Annotated in this window: 14 protein-coding genes and 2 pseudogenes; 6 read left to right on the forward strand and 10 right to left on the reverse strand. The window is 61.2% G+C overall.

The window, feature by feature from the left end; all coding sequences use genetic code 11:
* Window positions 1-79 precede the first annotated feature (79 nt).
* Window positions 80-1,063 (reverse strand): GlxA family transcriptional regulator, encoded by a 984-nt coding sequence (locus ASD64_RS02600; protein WP_056100293.1) that lies wholly within the window; start codon window positions 1,061-1,063, stop codon window positions 80-82.
* A 130-nt stretch (window positions 1,064-1,193) separates the two neighbouring features.
* On the opposite strand from ASD64_RS02600, the gene ASD64_RS02605 reads away from it, so the two are divergent.
* The 5 genes and pseudogenes from ASD64_RS02605 to ASD64_RS02625 all read left to right on the forward strand — a co-directional run.
* Window positions 1,194-2,447, forward strand: coding sequence for a sarcosine oxidase subunit beta family protein (locus ASD64_RS02605; RefSeq protein ID WP_056100296.1), 1,254 nt, complete (start codon window positions 1,194-1,196; stop codon window positions 2,445-2,447).
* A 115-nt stretch (window positions 2,448-2,562) separates the two neighbouring features.
* On the forward strand, window positions 2,563-2,865 hold the full coding sequence (locus ASD64_RS02610) for a sarcosine oxidase subunit delta (RefSeq protein ID WP_056100300.1): 303 nt from the start codon (window positions 2,563-2,565) through the stop codon (window positions 2,863-2,865).
* A complete protein-coding gene (locus ASD64_RS02615) occupies window positions 2,862-5,861 on the forward strand; it encodes a sarcosine oxidase subunit alpha (protein WP_056100303.1) in 3,000 nt (999 codons plus the stop codon). The genes ASD64_RS02610 and ASD64_RS02615 overlap by 4 nt, the downstream gene beginning before the upstream one ends.
* Before the next feature lie 11 nt (window positions 5,862-5,872).
* Window positions 5,873-6,430: a sarcosine oxidase subunit gamma gene (locus tag ASD64_RS02620; protein ID WP_056100305.1), complete on the forward strand. Its 558-nt coding sequence runs from the start codon at window positions 5,873-5,875 to the stop codon at window positions 6,428-6,430.
* 30 nt (window positions 6,431-6,460) lie between these two features.
* Window positions 6,461-6,751 (forward strand): annotated as a pseudogene (locus ASD64_RS02625) (transposase); the annotation flags it as partial.
* A gap of 28 nt (window positions 6,752-6,779) precedes the next feature.
* Here the strand turns inward: ASD64_RS02625 and ASD64_RS21530 are convergent.
* The 5 genes and pseudogenes from ASD64_RS21530 to ASD64_RS02645 form a co-directional block, all read right to left on the reverse strand.
* Window positions 6,780-7,278, reverse strand: a pseudogene (locus tag ASD64_RS21530) (GNAT family N-acetyltransferase).
* A 348-nt stretch (window positions 7,279-7,626) separates the two neighbouring features.
* The gene (locus tag ASD64_RS02630; RefSeq protein ID WP_056100312.1) at window positions 7,627-9,042 is read right to left on the reverse strand and encodes a c-type cytochrome; all 1,416 of its coding nucleotides are present in this window, start codon (window positions 9,040-9,042) and stop codon (window positions 7,627-7,629) included.
* Window positions 9,039-10,670 (reverse strand): GMC family oxidoreductase, encoded by a 1,632-nt coding sequence (locus tag ASD64_RS02635; RefSeq protein ID WP_056100314.1) that lies wholly within the window; start codon window positions 10,668-10,670, stop codon window positions 9,039-9,041. Before ASD64_RS02635 ends, ASD64_RS02630 begins: the two co-directional genes overlap by 4 nt.
* Before the next feature lie 10 nt (window positions 10,671-10,680).
* Entirely contained in the window at window positions 10,681-11,190 is a 510-nt protein-coding gene (locus tag ASD64_RS02640; RefSeq protein ID WP_056100317.1) for a sugar dehydrogenase complex small subunit, read from the reverse strand.
* Between the two features lie 84 nt (window positions 11,191-11,274).
* Window positions 11,275-11,688, reverse strand: coding sequence for a DoxX family protein (locus ASD64_RS02645; protein WP_056100320.1), 414 nt, complete (start codon window positions 11,686-11,688; stop codon window positions 11,275-11,277).
* 281 nt (window positions 11,689-11,969) lie between these two features.
* Between ASD64_RS02645 and ASD64_RS02650 the strand changes: the two genes are divergently transcribed.
* Window positions 11,970-12,335, forward strand: a complete 366-nt coding sequence (locus tag ASD64_RS02650; RefSeq protein ID WP_156459978.1) for a winged helix-turn-helix transcriptional regulator — start codon at window positions 11,970-11,972, stop codon at window positions 12,333-12,335.
* A gap of 94 nt (window positions 12,336-12,429) precedes the next feature.
* On the opposite strand, the gene ASD64_RS02655 is transcribed toward ASD64_RS02650, so the two are convergent.
* The 4 genes from ASD64_RS02655 to ASD64_RS02670 all read right to left on the reverse strand — a co-directional run bounded on the left by ASD64_RS02655 (window position 12,430) and on the right by ASD64_RS02670 (window position 15,557).
* Window positions 12,430-13,068, reverse strand: a complete 639-nt coding sequence (locus ASD64_RS02655) for an alpha/beta hydrolase (protein WP_056100323.1) — start codon at window positions 13,066-13,068, stop codon at window positions 12,430-12,432.
* A 36-nt stretch (window positions 13,069-13,104) separates the two neighbouring features.
* Complete coding sequence (locus ASD64_RS02660) at window positions 13,105-14,061, reverse strand: glutathione S-transferase family protein (protein WP_056100326.1); 957 nt, start codon at window positions 14,059-14,061, stop codon at window positions 13,105-13,107.
* A 174-nt stretch (window positions 14,062-14,235) separates the two neighbouring features.
* The gene (locus tag ASD64_RS02665) at window positions 14,236-15,081 is read right to left on the reverse strand and encodes an SDR family oxidoreductase (protein ID WP_056100327.1); all 846 of its coding nucleotides are present in this window, start codon (window positions 15,079-15,081) and stop codon (window positions 14,236-14,238) included.
* Window positions 15,082-15,155: 74 nt separating this feature from the next.
* Complete coding sequence (locus ASD64_RS02670; RefSeq protein ID WP_056100330.1) at window positions 15,156-15,557, reverse strand: DoxX family protein; 402 nt, start codon at window positions 15,555-15,557, stop codon at window positions 15,156-15,158.
* Window positions 15,558-15,572: the final 15 nt, after the last annotated feature.

The raw sequence follows: 15,572 nt of genomic DNA on the forward strand, positions 1-15,572 counted from the left end.
GGCCAAATTTGACGCCGAGCGCGAGGTTAGGTCTTTGCCAGGCCCAGGCCATCCACATCGTGCACGCGCTTCAAAACGTCTATCCGCGATAGGCAACCGGCGTCACCCCATGCCGCTCCCGGAATGCGCGAATGAAATGGGATGAGTCGCAGAAGCCCGCTTCGACGGCTATCGCTGCGATTGAACGGTTCGAATGCGCCAGCAAATATTGGGCATGTTCCAGCCTAATCATCTTGAAGGCCGAGGTCGGTGACGTGCCTATCTGCGCCCGGAACCGACGCTCGACCTGACGCCTGTTGGCACCAAGCCGCCTGGCGATCTCGTCTATCGAAACCGGCGTATCGATGTTCTGCTGCATCAAGATAAGCGCCCTTTTCACCAGCGGATCATTGCTGCGGAGATCAAGCGGGATGCCCGGTTGCGGCGTTTCAGCCCCCTCAGCCTCGTCGATAATCATGATGTGCAGGCTCTTGGTCGCTTCGGCGGGGCCGACATGCCGATCCACCAGGAAGGCGGCGAGATGAGCCGAGCTCACGCCGCCTGAACAGGTCAGCCTTGCGCGGTCAACCACGAAGATCTGGTCGGAAACCGGCTTCAATCCATCGAACTGTTCAAGGAAATCGTGATGGTGGAACCAGCTGACGCAGCAGCGGTAACCATCCATCAGCCCGATCCGGTGCAAAATGAAAGCGCCCGTACAGACGCCGATCAATGGCACGCCCGCCTGTGCCGCGTGACGGAGAAAACTTACATAATCGGGATGCAGGTTGGCGACTTCGTCGATCAGCCCTCCCACCACCACGATATAATCGAAGCGCGACGGATCGCCCAGGCGCTCCTCCGGCTGGACCGATATGCCCGAACTGGAGATGATCGGCTCCATCGTCGTGGACAATACCCGCCAGCCGCAACGGATCGGCCGGCTTCTGTCGCCTTCGTCGGCGGCAAGTCGCAACACATCGACGAAATTGGCGAAGGCCGACAGGGTGAAGCGGCGCGCCAGAATGAGGCCAACCGAGAGCCGCGGCTTGTCGGCTGGTTTTTGTCTCAGCGATCGCGACATTATTCTCTACTCCCGCGACGAGGCGGCAGAATCCGTTTGTCGTAAGGATAACATTAGGCTGACGCATCTGTTCTGTTCAAGCCTGTTCGATACGTGCTCAATGGCTCGAGATGACATTCAGGTTCCAGCCATGACCCATTTTTCCTTCTCCTCCCTGCTGCGCAATGCCGCTTCGGGTAACAAGAACTGGCAGCCGCAATGGCCGGATGCCGAGCCGAAGGCCGAATACGACGTCATCATTATCGGCGCCGGCGGTCACGGCCTTGGCGCCGCCTATTATCTGGCCAAGGAACACGGTATCACCAACGTCGCGGTCATCGAGAAGGGCTGGCTTGGCGGCGGCAATACCGGCCGCAACACCACCATCATCCGCTCCAATTATCTCTATGACGAAAGCGCCAGGCTCTACGACCACGCGCTCGACCTTTGGGAGGGGTTGAGCCAGGAACTGAACTACAACGTGATGTTCTCGCAGCGCGGCGTGATGATGCTGGCGCATTCCGTGCACGACGTACAGAGCTTCAAGCGCCACCTTCACTCAAACCGGTTGAACGGCGTCGACAATGAATGGTTGACGCCTGAGCAGGCGAAGGAATATTGCCCGCCGCTCAATATCGGCAAGGATGCCCGTTTCCCGGTCATGGGTGCAACGCTGCAACGGCGGGGCGGCGTGGCTCGCCATGATGCGGTCGCCTGGGGCTATGCCCGCGGCGCGGCGGCCCGCGGCGTCGATATCATCCAGAACTGCCCGGTAACGGCAATACGCCGCGATGCATCCGGCCGGGTTACCGGTGTCGATACGCCGCGCGGTTTCATCAAGGCCAGGAAAATCGGCGTGTCTGCGTCTGGCAGCACCTCTGTGGTGATGGATACGGCCGGCGTGCGCCTGCCGCTGGAAAGCTATCCGTTGCAGGCGCTGGTGTCGGAACCGGTCAAGCCGATTTTCCCATGTGTCGTCATGTCGAACACCGTCCACGCCTATATTAGCCAGTCCGACAAGGGCGAACTGGTCATTGGGTCGGGCACCGACCAATATGTGTCCTACAGCCAGCGCGGCGGCATGCACCTGATCGAGCACACCGTGTCGGCGATCTGCGAGGTGTTCCCGATCTTCACCCGGATGCGCATGTTGCGCAAATGGGCAGGCATCGTCGATGTCACGCCCGACCGTTCGCCGATCATCGGCAAGACGCCGGTCGAAGGTCTCTACGTCAATTGCGGCTGGGGTACCGGCGGCTTCAAGGCCACACCGGGGGCAGCGCATGTCTTTGCTCACACGATTGCGAAGGGCGAGCCGCATCGCATCAACGCGCCCTATACGCTGGAGCGCTTCACCACGGGGCGGTTGATCGACGAAGCAGCGGCCGCTGCCGTTGCGCACTAGAGCATCGGACCGAAAAGTGATTACCGGTTTTCGGATTATTCGGATGCTCAATCAAAATGTAGAGCGTCCTTTGTGCGTCCGATTGGACGCACGGCGCTCCCAGGGAGTCTGACGAATGCTTTTGATCCGTTGCCCCCATTGTGCCGCCGAACGGCCCGAGGTGGAATTCGTCTATGCCGGCGAGGCACATATTTCCCGCCCGCGGGATCCGGCGGTGCTGACAGACGAGCAGTGGAAGAACCATCTATTCATCCGCTCCAACCCACGCGGCACCCATTTCGAACGCTGGCGCCACATCCATGGTTGCGGCCGTTTCTTCAATGCGGTGCGCGACACCGTCACCGACAAATTCGCCATGACCTACAAGGCCGGCTTGCCGCGCCCGAGCGAAGCCGAGATCAGGGAAGCACGCTCATGAGCACCTACCGTGTTGCCGCAAAGGGCCGCATCGATCAAAGCCGGCCGGTTCACTTTACCTTCAATGGCGAGCGCTTCGAAGGCCGCAAAGGGGACACGCTTGCATCAGCACTGCTGGCCAACGGCGTCCATCTTGTCGGCCGCTCGTTTAAGTATCATCGGCCGCGCGGCATCCTGTCGGCGGGCTCGGAGGAACCAAACGCGCTGGTCGGCGTCAGCCGCGGTGTCGGCCGCTCGGAGCCCAATACCCGCGCCACGGTGCTGGAAGTCTTCGAAGGCCTAAACACGGTTAGCCAGAACCACTGGCCGTCCCTGAAGCGGGATGTAGGCACAATCAACGACGCGTTCTACATGCTGTTTTCGGCAGGCTTCTACTACAAGACCTTCATGTGGCCGAAGAGTTTCTGGAACAAGGTTTACGAGCCTTTCATCCGCGGTGCTGCGGGCCTCGGCAAGTCGCCCTCGGTGCCGGACCCCGACACCTATGCCAGCCGCTACGCCCATTGCGACGTGCTGGTTGTAGGTTCCGGCCCGGCCGGACTTGCGGCGGCGCTTGAAGCCGGCCGCAGCGGCGCCAAGATCATTCTTGTCGACGAGCAGGCCGAGCTTGGCGGCTCGCTGTTGTCGGAGCCTGCAGCCGGCATCAACGGGCAACCTGCCTGGCAATGGCTGGAGACTGCGGCCGATGAACTTGCCGCTTCGAAGAATGTCACCGTGCTCACCCGCACCACTGCAATCGGCTATTATCACGAGAATTTCCTCGGCCTGTGTCAGCGCGTCACCGACCACCTCGAAACACTGCCGGAAGGCGCGCCGCGCGAGCGCATGTGGCGAGTGCGCGCCAGACAGGTGGTGCTGGCGCAAGGCTCCATCGAAAAGCCGCTGGTCTTCGACGGCAATGACCGTCCGGGCGTCATGCTGGCCGGCTCAGCGCGGACTTTCCTCAACCGCTACGGCGTGAAGGTAGGGAACCGGGCGGTGGTCGTCACCTCGCACGACTCCGCCTGGCTTGCTGCGATCAACCTTGCTGAGGCAGGCGTCAAGGTTTCGGCAATCATCGACATCCGCGCATCCGTTCCCTACCATCTCGTGGACCTGGCCAAGGCGCATGGCATCGAGGTGCTGACCGGCTGGACCGTAACCGGCACCAGCGGCCGGCTGCGGGTTTCGTCGGTTCGGGTCAATCCCGTGACTGCCGGCGGAAAGGTCGGCCGCGCGCGCAACATTGCCTGCGATACGCTGTTGATGTGCGGCGGCTGGACGCCGAGCGTGCATCTGTTCTCGCATACCAAGGGCAAGCTCGACTGGAACGAAGAGCGCCAGATGTTCCTGCCCGGAGCGCCGACCGAGGAAACGCGCTGCGCTGGTGCCGGCAATGGCGTCTTCGGGCTGTTGGATGCGCTGAAGGAGGGCGCCTTCGCCGGAGCGTCGGCCGCAACGGACGCCGGCTTCAAAGCGAAAGCGGGTGACTATCAGATCGAAGGCGAAATCGCTTGCACCGGCATCAGCGTCAAGGAATTGCCGACGGACCGAAATTCCTCAAGCGCCAAGGCCTTTGTCGACTTCCAGAACGATGTGACCGCCAAGGATATTCGCCTTGCGGTACGCGAGGGCTTTCAGTCCATCGAGCATATCAAACGCTACACCACGACGGGCATGGCGACTGATCAGGGCAAGACGTCCAATATCAACGGGCTCGCCATCGCATCCGATGCCGTGCGCCGGCCAACACCTGCGGTCGGGCTGACCACCTTCCGACCGCCCTATACGCCGACCACCTTCGGTGCCTTCGCCGGTTACACTCGCGGCTCGCTGTTCGAGGTGACGCGCAAGACGGCCATCGACGGCTGGGCAGAGCAGAATGGCGCGGTATTCGAGCCGGTGTCGCTGTGGCGGCGTGCATGGTATTTCCCGGAGCGCGGCGAGGACATGCACCAGTCCGTGGCGCGCGAATGCAAGGCGACACGTCAGTCGCTCGGCATCTTCGACGCCTCGACGCTGGGAAAGATCGAGATCGTTGGGCCGGACGCGGCCGAATTCATAAACCGCATGTACACCAATGCCTGGTCGAAGCTGGCGCCAGGGCGGCTGCGCTACGGCCTGCTGCTGGGTGAGGACGGCTTCATTCGCGACGACGGCGTCATCGGCCGGCTGAGCACGGATCGCTTTCATGTAACGACGACGACCGGCGGTGCTGCCCGCGTACTGGCTACGATGGAAGACTATCTTCAGACTGAGTGGCCGGATTTGAAAGTCTGGCTGACCTCAACCACCGAACAATGGGCGGTCATCGCGCTCAACGGGCCGAACGCGCGCCAGCTTATTGAACCGCTGGTGGAAGGCATCGACCTGTCGAATCAAGCCTTCCCGCATATGTCCGTTGCAGAAGGCAATATCTGCGGTGTTCCAACGCGACTGTTCCGGGTCTCCTTTACCGGCGAACTCGGCTTTGAGATCAATGTGCCGTCGCGCTATGGCCGCGCGGTGTGGGAAGCGCTTTACGAGGCGGGACGGCAATACGACATCACCCCCTACGGAACCGAGGCCATGCACGTGATGCGGGCCGAGAAGGGTTACATCATCGTTGGCCAGGACACTGACGGCACACTGACCCCGGACGATGCCGGGCTCGGTTGGGCCATCGGCAAGGCCAAGCCCGATTTCGTCGGCAAGCGCTCATTGACCCGGTCCGACATGCTGAAGGCCGACCGCAAGCAACTGGTCGGTCTGATGACGCGCGACCCGAAGACAGTCCTGGAGGAAGGCGCCCACATCGTCGCCGACCCCAACCAACCGGTTCCGATGAAGATGATCGGCCACGTCACCTCATCCTACTGGAGCGAGGCGCTGGGACGCTCGATTGCGCTGGCCGTCATCGAAGGCGGGCGAGCGCGGGAGGGCCAGACCGTCCACGTGCCGATGCCGGGCAAGACCCATCAGGCCGAGATCACGGGAATGGTGTTCTTCGACCCCGAAAACGAGCGGCTCAACGCCTAAGGAGCACCGTCATGCTGCAGCAATATCGCCCCCTCGACGGCAGCCGGATCGCGGTGCCCGACAGTGTTCTCGGCATTGAAATGGCCGATGACTGTACCCGCTTCAACCTGCGCATCGCCGGGACTGGCATCGCCCCGGCTGGTAAGGTTTTTGGGGTGACCTTGCCAAAAGTGATCGGTCAAACCGCAGCTTCGGGCGACAAGCTGGCGCTTTGCCTCGGGCCGGACGAATGGCAACTTATGGCGCCGCTCGATGAACGTGACCGGATCGAAGCGGCTTTCGCCGCGCTCTATGCCAAGGTGCCGCATAGCTTGGTCGATATCAGCCATCGCGAGGTCGGCATTGTCGTGGAGGGGAGTGCGGCGGCCGTGGCACTGTGTTCGGCCTGTCCTCTGGATCTAGACGAAATGCCCGTCGGTGCCGCCACCCGCACCATTTTCGACAAAGCCCAGATCGTCCTGATCCGGCAAGGCAGGGACAGCTTCCGCATCGAGGTCTGGCAGTCCTTTGCCGACCACGTCTGGGGCATACTGCAGGCGGCAGGCCGCGAGATCACGCTTGAAATCTGAATTAGAGGTAATGATGAGCGCAATCAGGACATGCTGGAGGCTTGGCGCAGCATGCGCATCCATGCCGCCGAGCTCGGGCGTCAGCTTGTTGCTGCTGCGCGCCAAAGCCAGGCTTGGCGCAATCTCATGTCGACCCCCGGTGTCGGCACGGTCACCGCGACCTTTTTCGTCACCGCCATTGAGGAGCCTCCAACTTCAAGAAATCCCGCTCTGTTGACGCCTGGCTTGGTTTAACGACCCGCCGCTACCAATGCGGAGAAGTCTATTATGACGGCCATATATCCCGACGCGGCGGCCACCTTTTGCGAGGGCTTCTCACCGGATTGCTTCTTATTTGTTCCGATCGGTTTCAACGCCGGAGAGATGCCGCGATAGCCTCGATCGAACGGAACAGCACAAGCGGATCATCACGCGATGAAAGGAACCCACGTCGCTGCCAGAACGCGGCTGCTTCTGTATCCACGGCGTTGACCATGAGCGCGCGGCTGCCCAATAAGCGTGGCCGCCTGCACGCAGCGCTCTAGCGCGTGTTTCAGCAAGCCTGTTCCGATACCAAGGCCGGCCCAGGCGCTATCGGTGGCGAGTTGTCCGAGGAGAAGGCATGGCATGGGATCGGGGGGCTGGCCCGTGCGGATTGATGGGGACAATATGTTCGGCACTACAGCCGTCGGTGCGAGGCCGTAGTAGCCGACGACGCGGCCTGCCTCATGTGCGACGGGGACAGCAGTGAAGCCCTTCTCCTGATTGGAGAGCGCCCGCGTCTTCAGCCAATGATCGAGTGTCGGTTTACCGCAGGAGAACTGCGACAGGTGATGCGCCGCGGTCAGCAGTTCAGGAGACGAGACGATCTCGTGGCTCCAGTCGAATTGATAGGCCTCGCCCGGCGCGAAGAACAGAAGATGCCGATCAGTGTCCGCCGTTCGCGCTCCGGCTTCACCCGGTTGCCACTCAGGAATCCATCGATTTGCTCACGCCAGGGATCAATCCGCGCCTTCGGTTGCCGTACCCGCTCATAGCCAAAGGCCGTCTCATCCGAGCGAAGGATGTTGCGTACCGTGTTACGCGACACATGCAACTCGCGGCTGATCCGCTTTACGACCATCTGAACATGAGAGGCGCGCCTTACTTTGGCTATCGTATCCACTGATTTCATCCTCTGGCTTCCGTTCAAAAGCTTTCCGATGGACTGATTTCAATTAAGGCGCTCTCGCAGCCTCATTTTGTCCGGCCCTGCGACGGGTCCGCGCAAACAGAAACAGCAGGATTACAACGACGACCAGCGCGCCAACGGCAAGACCGATTCTCGCAGCCCAGATCAGCCAGGTCGAAGAGGCGCCTCCGGCCCGCAATGTTGTCACCTGAGCCGCAGTGACTTTGCCAGCCGGATTGCCGAAATGCAGGACCAAATAGGTGCTCAGCGTCGCCACCTGCGCATCTGAAAGCTCGCTGGCAAAACCCGGCATCAACACTTCCGGTTGCCGATGCAGCCCGCCAAGGATCACCATCACCAGATTGTTGGTGTTTTCGCGGCCAAGCGCGGTGTTGTGCATGAGCGATGGCAGACCGCCTTCGAAACTGCCCTGACCCTGCGCCTGGTGGCAGGTCGCGCAATAGGCGTCATAAAGCTGCGGCCCACTCATGGTGTCCAGATCCTGTGGCAATGCCGTGCCGCGTATGATCGCCAGTTCGTCCGAAGGCTCACCCCAGGCAAAGACCGGCTGCGTGTCCGCCGCGTCGCGAACTGGCGGAACGGTTTTAAGGTAGACCGCCATGGCTTTCAGGTCTTCTTCCGTCAGAAAACGAAGACTGTGATCGATTGCCTCCGCCATCGGGCCAGCCGCCTGACTTTTCGCGATCTGACCGTCACGCATATAGGCGATCAACTCCTCGACGCTCCAGCCGCCGATGCCGCTATTAGCATCGGATGTGATGTTGGGCGCGTGCCAGAAGCCGATATCGCCGCCAGCCATTTCGCTGGATGTCTTTTCCGCCATTAACAGATTGCGCGGCGTGTGGCAGGTGCCGCAATGCGCTGCCCCACGCGCCAGATAGGCACCACGGTTCCACTCGGCGTCATGCGCCGGGTCGGGCTTATAGGGGCCGTTTTCAAGAAACAGCAGGTTCCACGCGGCCATCGACAGGCGGATGTCGAACGGGAACGGCAGTTTCGTTTCGGGTGGCCTTGTTTCGACCGGCTCCACACCATTCATGAAATAGGCATAGAGCGCGGCGACGTCGCCGTCCGTAAGCAGCGCATAGGCCGTGTAAGGCATCGCCGGATAGAGGTGCTTGCCGTCGGCGCGTACGCCCTTGCGCACGGCAGCATCAAACTGTTCCAGCGTATAATTGCCGATGCCGTTTTGTTTCGACGGCGTGACGTTTGTCGACATGATCGCGCCGATGGGCGTGGCGAGGGGAAGGCCGCCGGCCATAGCCGCGCCGCCAGGCGCAGTGTGGCAAGCCACGCAATCCGACGCCGTCGCCATGTATTTTCCACGGGCGATCAGATCCGCATCCGCGCTAGCGGCAGGGCTTGCGACCGCGAAGAAGGCGACCGACAGCGTGAGTGTGGCGGCGGCGTGGCGGAGCAGCCAAGACAAGGCACGGCTCATGACTTTGCTTCCCCCGTCACTCCGGTCGAGGCGCCCTGTTGCTCCAGAATGTGCGCGGCCGAACGCAGCGCCACCGCCAAGCCGTTTTCCGTCGAATTGCAGGTCGAGGAGGTCGGCAGTACTGCCGTGCCGGCGAGGAACAGGTTCTCGTGGTCGTACGTGCGTCCCCATTGATCGCAGACCGAGGCCTTGGGATTGTCGCCCATGCTGAGCGTGCCGCAGATATGCTGGTTGTTGGCGAACTCGCCCTCCTTGCTGAAGCGCAAATTGGTGCCGCCCATCAATTCGGCGATGCGTCGGAAATCCTGCTGGGACCGTTCATGCCCCTTTCGCGTATAGTCATCGATCGAGTAATGCGCCTCAGGCTTGGGAATGCCCATGGCATCCTTTTCGGAGCTCAGTGTGATCCGGCGCTCGGGATCGGGCAACACTTCCAGCACGTTTTTCACGTTCATTTCGTGCGCGGCGCTGTAACGCAGCCGCTTTACCAGTTCGCTGCCATAGACGCCGGCCGCAATCAGGCTGCGCGTGGCGCCATCGACGCGCGAGATGTTGGTGAAGTCAAGCCGGTAAGGCGAATGCTCGGACCGGAACGGCCCGTCGCGCATGAAGTTGATGGAACTCGGGCTTTGCGGCCCGCGCCCCAGCCACACCTCTTCGTCGGCGTCGAAGGTCAGCGAGGTGCTGGGGTGGTCCATCAAGTTGCGGCCGACCATGTCGGAACTGTTGGCAAGCCCGTTGGGAAACTTGCCGCTGGTCGACAGCAGAAGCAGCCGCGGGCTCTCGATGCCGTTGGCGGCGACGATGAAGGTCTTGCCGGTGACCCGGTGCGAAACCTTGTCGGGATCGTAGTAGAGCGCCGCCGTGATGTTGCCCTTCTCGTCATGTTCAAGCTTGTAGACATTGGCGTTGGCGATCAGCTTGGCCCCGGCCGCTTGGGCAGCGTCGGCGGACAACCCACCATGATACTGGGCGTCGATGGGGCAGATCGGCTGGCAGGAATTGTTGCCGCAGCAGGCCGGCCGGCCGTCATAGGAGCGGCTGTTGCGTGCGGTGGTGTTAGTGACGACCTCGTAGTCGGGCGCGAGCCGCTCGCGCAGGCGGCGCATCGCATGGGGCTCGGCTACCGGCTCCATCGGGAAGGGCTTGGTTCGCGGCGAGCCGGTATTGTCCGCACCGGAAACGCCCATGATCTCCTCTGCTTCCTGATAGAAGGGTTCGAGGTCGGCATAGGTCATCGGCCAGTCGACGCCGACGTCGTAGAGGCTCTTGATCCTGAAGTCGTTGGGCACGTTACGCCATGCATGCGCCGCCCAGTGCCATGTCGTGCCGCCGACCTGCCTTATATATTCGGCAGCGTAGGGGTATGGTCCAGCCTGCATGAGATAGTTGTTCGACTCAGGCTGGTAGACGGGGTGTGGCGCCCAAGGGGCGGGCGGATAGGGCGACATCCAGTCACTGCGGCGTGTGGAGTTGCGAAAGCGCGCCACCAGTTCTGCGCGCGTGACGCGCGGTCCGGCCTCGAGGATGATCACCGAAGCGCCAGCCAGCGCGAGTTTGCGCGCCGCCAGCGAGCCGATGATGCCCGAGCCGACCACGACGAAATCCGCTGACAAGGTGTCGGCCATGATTTTCCCCTCAGACTGGTTTTCGGGTCCAACTGCCGTAAGCGCCATAGGCATAGGTTGGCGGCTTCAGCACATCGGCAACCGCCTCGGCATTGAGCGCCGTTTCGAAGGCGAGGCAACGCGCCTTGGCGCCGTCGCCGACGATGCCCATGTACCACGCCGTCACAATGCGCCGGGGCAGGGCACTGAGGGGAGATTTTTCGGTGTCCAGAATTTTTTGCAGCTGCATGGGATCGATCTTGCGCTGTTCGATCGTGTCGAGAAGCGCCTTGGCCGAAGCAGGAAATCCGGGATCTTCAGCCACAAGCGCTGCGTAGAGACGTGCCGCCTGCGCCGCGTCGAGCGACTGGCGACCGGCCAGGATCGCCGAAAGCGCCAGGAAAGCGCCTTGGTCGGCGTCGGCGGCTTCTTGGGCGAGCGCCCAGGGTATCAGCGAGGCGGTGTATGCGCAGACAAAACCGGCCAGCAGGCCGCGCCTTACAAGATTTGGAGCGTCAACCTGTTCGGAGAGGGGTGTCATGGTGGTCTCCCGATGCCGAAGATGGCTGCTGTGTGCGCTGTGCTATCACCAGTAGGGCGATCAAGGCCGCCAAGGCTTGCCTGCTCAACGACCGAAGGGCATGGGCGAGGCAATGAGCACGGCCACACCGTCCCCAAGCAGGAACACGGCAAGCAAAGAAGCCGCCCAGAACGCCGGAAATTCCCAGCCCCCATCTGGGTTGCTGAACAGCCAGCCCTTCTTGCCGTGGACGGTGACGATAGTGCCGAGTATCAACGGAATAAGCAAAAGTGCTGCCCAACGCGGATAAATGCCCAGAATGAGGCAGGTCGCGCCGATCAGCTCAGCCGCAATCGTAGCATATGCCGCCCAGCCCGGAAGACCGAGGGACTGGAAGAAGGCAATTGTGCCCGGAATGGTGAAAACGCGGATCTTGAGCAGCGCATGGGCAATGAACAGCGCTCCCAAGCACAGCCGCAGCAACAGCACTGCATATGGTGCGGCAACCAGATCAATCATGGGTTCGCTCCGTTTCAGATAAAATCAGCCGCGTGCGTCGATCGTGCGTGTTCGCCCGGCAATTGGATTGTTAAGGCGGGAGGGTTCGCGGCGACGGAACTGCTGGGCACATCGGGAGAGCCGCTGCTGGAAGAGTTCTGGCCATCATCGTTGCCCCTGGGTTGCAACAGCTCTATGGTCTTCTTGATGGTAGATGAGACCGGAGTAGGCTTGCTTGTAAAGAGCTTACTTTGATGCCAGTTAGTTACCAGAATATACCGAAGGTTTATGGAAAGCTGGGGATGGCCGTGAAGTCTGGTGGACCATACCTGGCAAACAGTCCCTTTCGATGCATCCTCGATCGCATCGGAGACAAATGGACCGTGCTGATCATGCGGTTGCTGACCAATGGACCGATCCGCTTTAATGTATTGAACAAGTTGATCGAGGGCTTGTCAGCTAAAGTCCTGTCACGAGCGCTCAAAGATCTTGAGCGCGATGGATTGGTCACCCGAACGGCATACCCCACAGTCCCCGTTACTGTGGAATACGATCTGACGTCGCTCGGCAGGACGCTTATTGGAACCCTGGACGCCTTGTCGGATTGGGCGCAGATGAACATCGAGGCCGTCCATGCCTCACAACGGCGGTATGACGCCGACGCTTAGTCAGGCCTCGGCCCGCTACTGTTTGGTGGGGCGAGATGCCAATCGAGGGGAGGGGCCCGCCCAGGCACGCGCATAACTCGGTCTGGCACAGAGGCTAGTCGGTCGTTTCCTGCTCCCGGCCAAATACCGATACCAGGAACTCACCTCCCAGCCAGGCGCCTTCCGCGGTGATGGTGTGCCCCACGCCAGGGAGAATGCGGCTGTTGACATCGAGCCCCAGCTCGCGCAGCGCCACCGTTGCTTGGATTGAGGCCTCAGCGGGTATGACTGGGTCCGCTGCGCCATGCACGGCAAGAACTCGGGGCGATCCGGCCGGTGTGTAGGGATGCGGCGACGCAAGCCGGCCGGAATACGCGACGAGTGCACCAATTGGCCAGCGCCCTGAAGCAACGGCATCAAGTGCCATGATGGAGCCTTGCGAAAACCCGACCAAAGCGACGCGGTCGAGGTTGGCCATGAGACCATGCTGTTCGATGGCGCCGCGCAAGACGTCGTCGAGCGCGGGCCGTGCCGCTGCGATGCGCTGCGGCCGACTCGCCTCCGTCACATCGGATACGCTGAACCACTGCCGTCCGGAACCGCCGCCGTCGAAAGCGAACGGGCCGTCCGGCGCCGCGAACGCGGTGGTCGGCAATGATTGGCGCCAACCCTTTGCAAGGGGGAGGAGATCGGCCCCACGACTGCCGACTCCATGCAGGAAGATGATGAGGCTCTTGGTGGGAGGTGTGCCCATGGGAGGTAACCTTTTTCTGTTGCGATCGGGCTATGGTTAAAGACCGACCTCGCTAAGGTCGGGGCCATCCGGCACAATGCCATTGGGATTGAGCGATTTGATGGAATAGTAGCCCTTCTTGATGTGGTCGATGCTGACCGTGTCGCGAACGCCGGGAATGTCGAGCACCCGCTTCAGATAGGCCGTCAGCTTGGGATACTCGGACAAGCGCCGCAGATTGCATTTGAACAGGCCGTGATAGGCTGCATCGAAGCGTACCAGCGTTACAAACAGACGGATGTCGGCTTCGGTGAGCTCTGCGCCGAGCAGAAACGGACGGTCGGCAAGACGCGCCTCCAGTTCGTCCAGCATTGTGAATACACCACGATAGGCCTCGTCATAAGCAACTTGGGTGGTGGCAAAGCCCGCCCGGTAGACGCCGTTGTTCAGCGCCGGATAAATGCGCTCGTTGAGCGCGTCGATGTCGGCGCGCAGGGCTTGCGGATAAAGATCGACACTCTCGTCGGCAAGCGATCCGAACCCTGAATTGAACATGCGCACGATTTCGGCCGACTCGTTGTTGACAATGGTCTTACGCTTCTTGTCCCACAGAACCGGAACTGTAGCGCGGCCGGTGAAATCGTCGTCGGCCAGACTGTAGAGTTCATGCAGATAGGTAGCGCCATTGAGTTCGTCCCGGTTGGCGCCAGGATAATCACCGAAGCGCCAGCCATGGTCGGTCAATGCCGGCTCCACCACCGATACTGAAACGATTTCTTCTAGTTTCTTCAGCTTGCGGGCGATCAAGGTGCGCGAGGCCCAGGGGCAGATCAGAGCAACATAGAGGTGATAGCGCCCGGCCTCCGCGGTGAAGCCGGCTTCACCGGTCGGACCGGCGCTGCCATCAGGGGTGATCCAGTTGCGGAAACTGGAAATCTGGCGAACGAAGCCGCCCTTTTCGTCCTTGGCCTGGACCGGTTGCCAGTCTTCGGTCCACTTTCCGTTCACAAGCATGTTAAAGCTCCTTTGAACATTGGACCGAGATGTGAAGTCGGTTTCGATCCGATGCTCCATCAAAGTGAAGAGGCAAAGTATTAGAGCGCCCTATGTGCGTCCCACTGGGTGCACGGCGTTCTAATCGCGGATTTGGAGGGCGCGACATCCGCGTCGCGCCGCCATCACGAGAAATTAGCTCAGCGCCGCCGTAACGACGGATGAAAGCGGTGTGGTTGGGCGGTCGATCAGCTTCGAGAGTTGGCGCCCATCATCGAAGAGTGCGCCTTTCGAGGCATCGACATCATAGCGGGCGAATGCCTTTGCCATGGGCTCGGGCAAGCCAAAGCCTGCCAGCGCCGCAGCATAATCGCCTTCGGGTAGATTCTTGTACGGTATCGCCTTGCCCGACTGGTGCGAGATCTCGGCTGCGAGGTCGGCAAGCGTATAAGCGTCGTCGCCGGCGAGTTCATATGTCTTGCCGTCATGACCTTCGCTGGCGAGAACGGCGACCGCCGCTTCCGCGTAATCGGCGCGCGCGGCCGATGAGATCTGGCCGTCACCTGCACTGCCGATGAACGCACCGCCGGCGAGCGCGCCAGCGACCGATGCCGTGTAGTTCTCGGTGTACCAGCCATTACGCAGTATCGTGGACGGAATTCCCGAAGCCCTCAATTCGGCTTCGGTCTGCCGATGCTCTTCTGCAAGATCGAGCGGCGAGGTGTCGGCATGCAGCAGGCTGGTGTAGACGATCCGTCTCACGCCCGCTTTCCGGGCCGCTTCGATGACGTTGTGATGTTGTGAGCCACGTTGACCCACCTCACTCGACGAGATGAGGAGCAGCGTCTCCATTCCTTCAAGGGCTCGTTCGAGCGTGCCGGGCCTGGCATAATCTGCTTCGCGGACATTGACGCCCAGATCGGCGGCTTTGGCGGGGTTGCGCGCCAGTGCCACGATGTCAGCAGATGACGTCCTGGTCCTTAGTTTGTCTATTACAAAACGTCCAAGCTGCCCGGTGGCTCCTGTTATGGCGATCGTCATGATTGTATTCCTTTGGGGATGATAGGCAGGTGGCGGATGGAGCGGTCACCATCCGCGATAGATGTCGTTCAATTTTAGCCACGCGCCTTTTGCAGGGCGTAAGCGCCGTTGCCGAGCAGCGCCAGCGAGGCAAGCGCGATTGCCCAGAATGCCGGGAACTCCCAGCCGCCATTGGGATTGCTGAAAAAGAAGCCGGCAGCGCCATGCGGAGCGTAGATCGAACCAAGCAGGACCGGGATCAGCCCGATGGAAACCCAGCGGGTCCACACCCCGGCAAGCAAGGCAAGGCCCCCAAGAAGTTCAGCGGCGATAACCAGATAGGCAAGAGGGCCGGGAAAACCGAGACTTTCGAAGAACCCGACGGTACCTGCCGGCGTGAAGATGAAGATCTTCAAGCCCGCATGGGCGAGGAACAGGATGCCCATGCTGACGCGTAGGAGAAGGGCGGCGAGGTTGGCGTTGTCGGTGTTGTTCATGTTCGTAGCTCCTAA

This window comes from Mesorhizobium sp. Root157 (genome assembly GCF_001427385.1).
Taxonomy (GTDB): Bacteria; Pseudomonadota; Alphaproteobacteria; order Rhizobiales; family Rhizobiaceae; genus Mesorhizobium.

Excerpts from the sequence above, each read along its gene's own strand:
- ASD64_RS02600 (WP_056100293.1), bottom strand. The coding sequence starts at position 1,063 with ATGTCGCGATCGCTGAGACAAAAACCAGCCGACAAGCCGCGGCTCTCG.
- ASD64_RS02605 (WP_056100296.1), top strand. The coding sequence starts at position 1,194 with ATGACCCATTTTTCCTTCTCCTCCCTGCTGCGCAATGCCGCTTCGGGT.
- ASD64_RS02610 (WP_056100300.1), top strand. The coding sequence starts at position 2,563 with ATGCTTTTGATCCGTTGCCCCCATTGTGCCGCCGAACGGCCCGAGGTG.
- ASD64_RS02615 (WP_056100303.1), top strand. The coding sequence starts at position 2,862 with ATGAGCACCTACCGTGTTGCCGCAAAGGGCCGCATCGATCAAAGCCGG.
- ASD64_RS02620 (WP_056100305.1), top strand. The coding sequence starts at position 5,873 with ATGCTGCAGCAATATCGCCCCCTCGACGGCAGCCGGATCGCGGTGCCC.
- ASD64_RS02630 (WP_056100312.1), bottom strand. The coding sequence starts at position 9,042 with ATGAGCCGTGCCTTGTCTTGGCTGCTCCGCCACGCCGCCGCCACACTC.
- ASD64_RS02635 (WP_056100314.1), bottom strand. The coding sequence starts at position 10,670 with ATGGCCGACACCTTGTCAGCGGATTTCGTCGTGGTCGGCTCGGGCATC.
- ASD64_RS02640 (WP_056100317.1), bottom strand. The coding sequence starts at position 11,190 with ATGACACCCCTCTCCGAACAGGTTGACGCTCCAAATCTTGTAAGGCGC.
- ASD64_RS02645 (WP_056100320.1), bottom strand. The coding sequence starts at position 11,688 with ATGATTGATCTGGTTGCCGCACCATATGCAGTGCTGTTGCTGCGGCTG.
- ASD64_RS02650 (WP_156459978.1), top strand. The coding sequence starts at position 11,970 with ATGGCCGTGAAGTCTGGTGGACCATACCTGGCAAACAGTCCCTTTCGA.
- ASD64_RS02655 (WP_056100323.1), bottom strand. The coding sequence starts at position 13,068 with ATGGGCACACCTCCCACCAAGAGCCTCATCATCTTCCTGCATGGAGTC.
- ASD64_RS02660 (WP_056100326.1), bottom strand. The coding sequence starts at position 14,061 with ATGCTTGTGAACGGAAAGTGGACCGAAGACTGGCAACCGGTCCAGGCC.
- ASD64_RS02665 (WP_056100327.1), bottom strand. The coding sequence starts at position 15,081 with ATGACGATCGCCATAACAGGAGCCACCGGGCAGCTTGGACGTTTTGTA.
- ASD64_RS02670 (WP_056100330.1), bottom strand. The coding sequence starts at position 15,557 with ATGAACAACACCGACAACGCCAACCTCGCCGCCCTTCTCCTACGCGTC.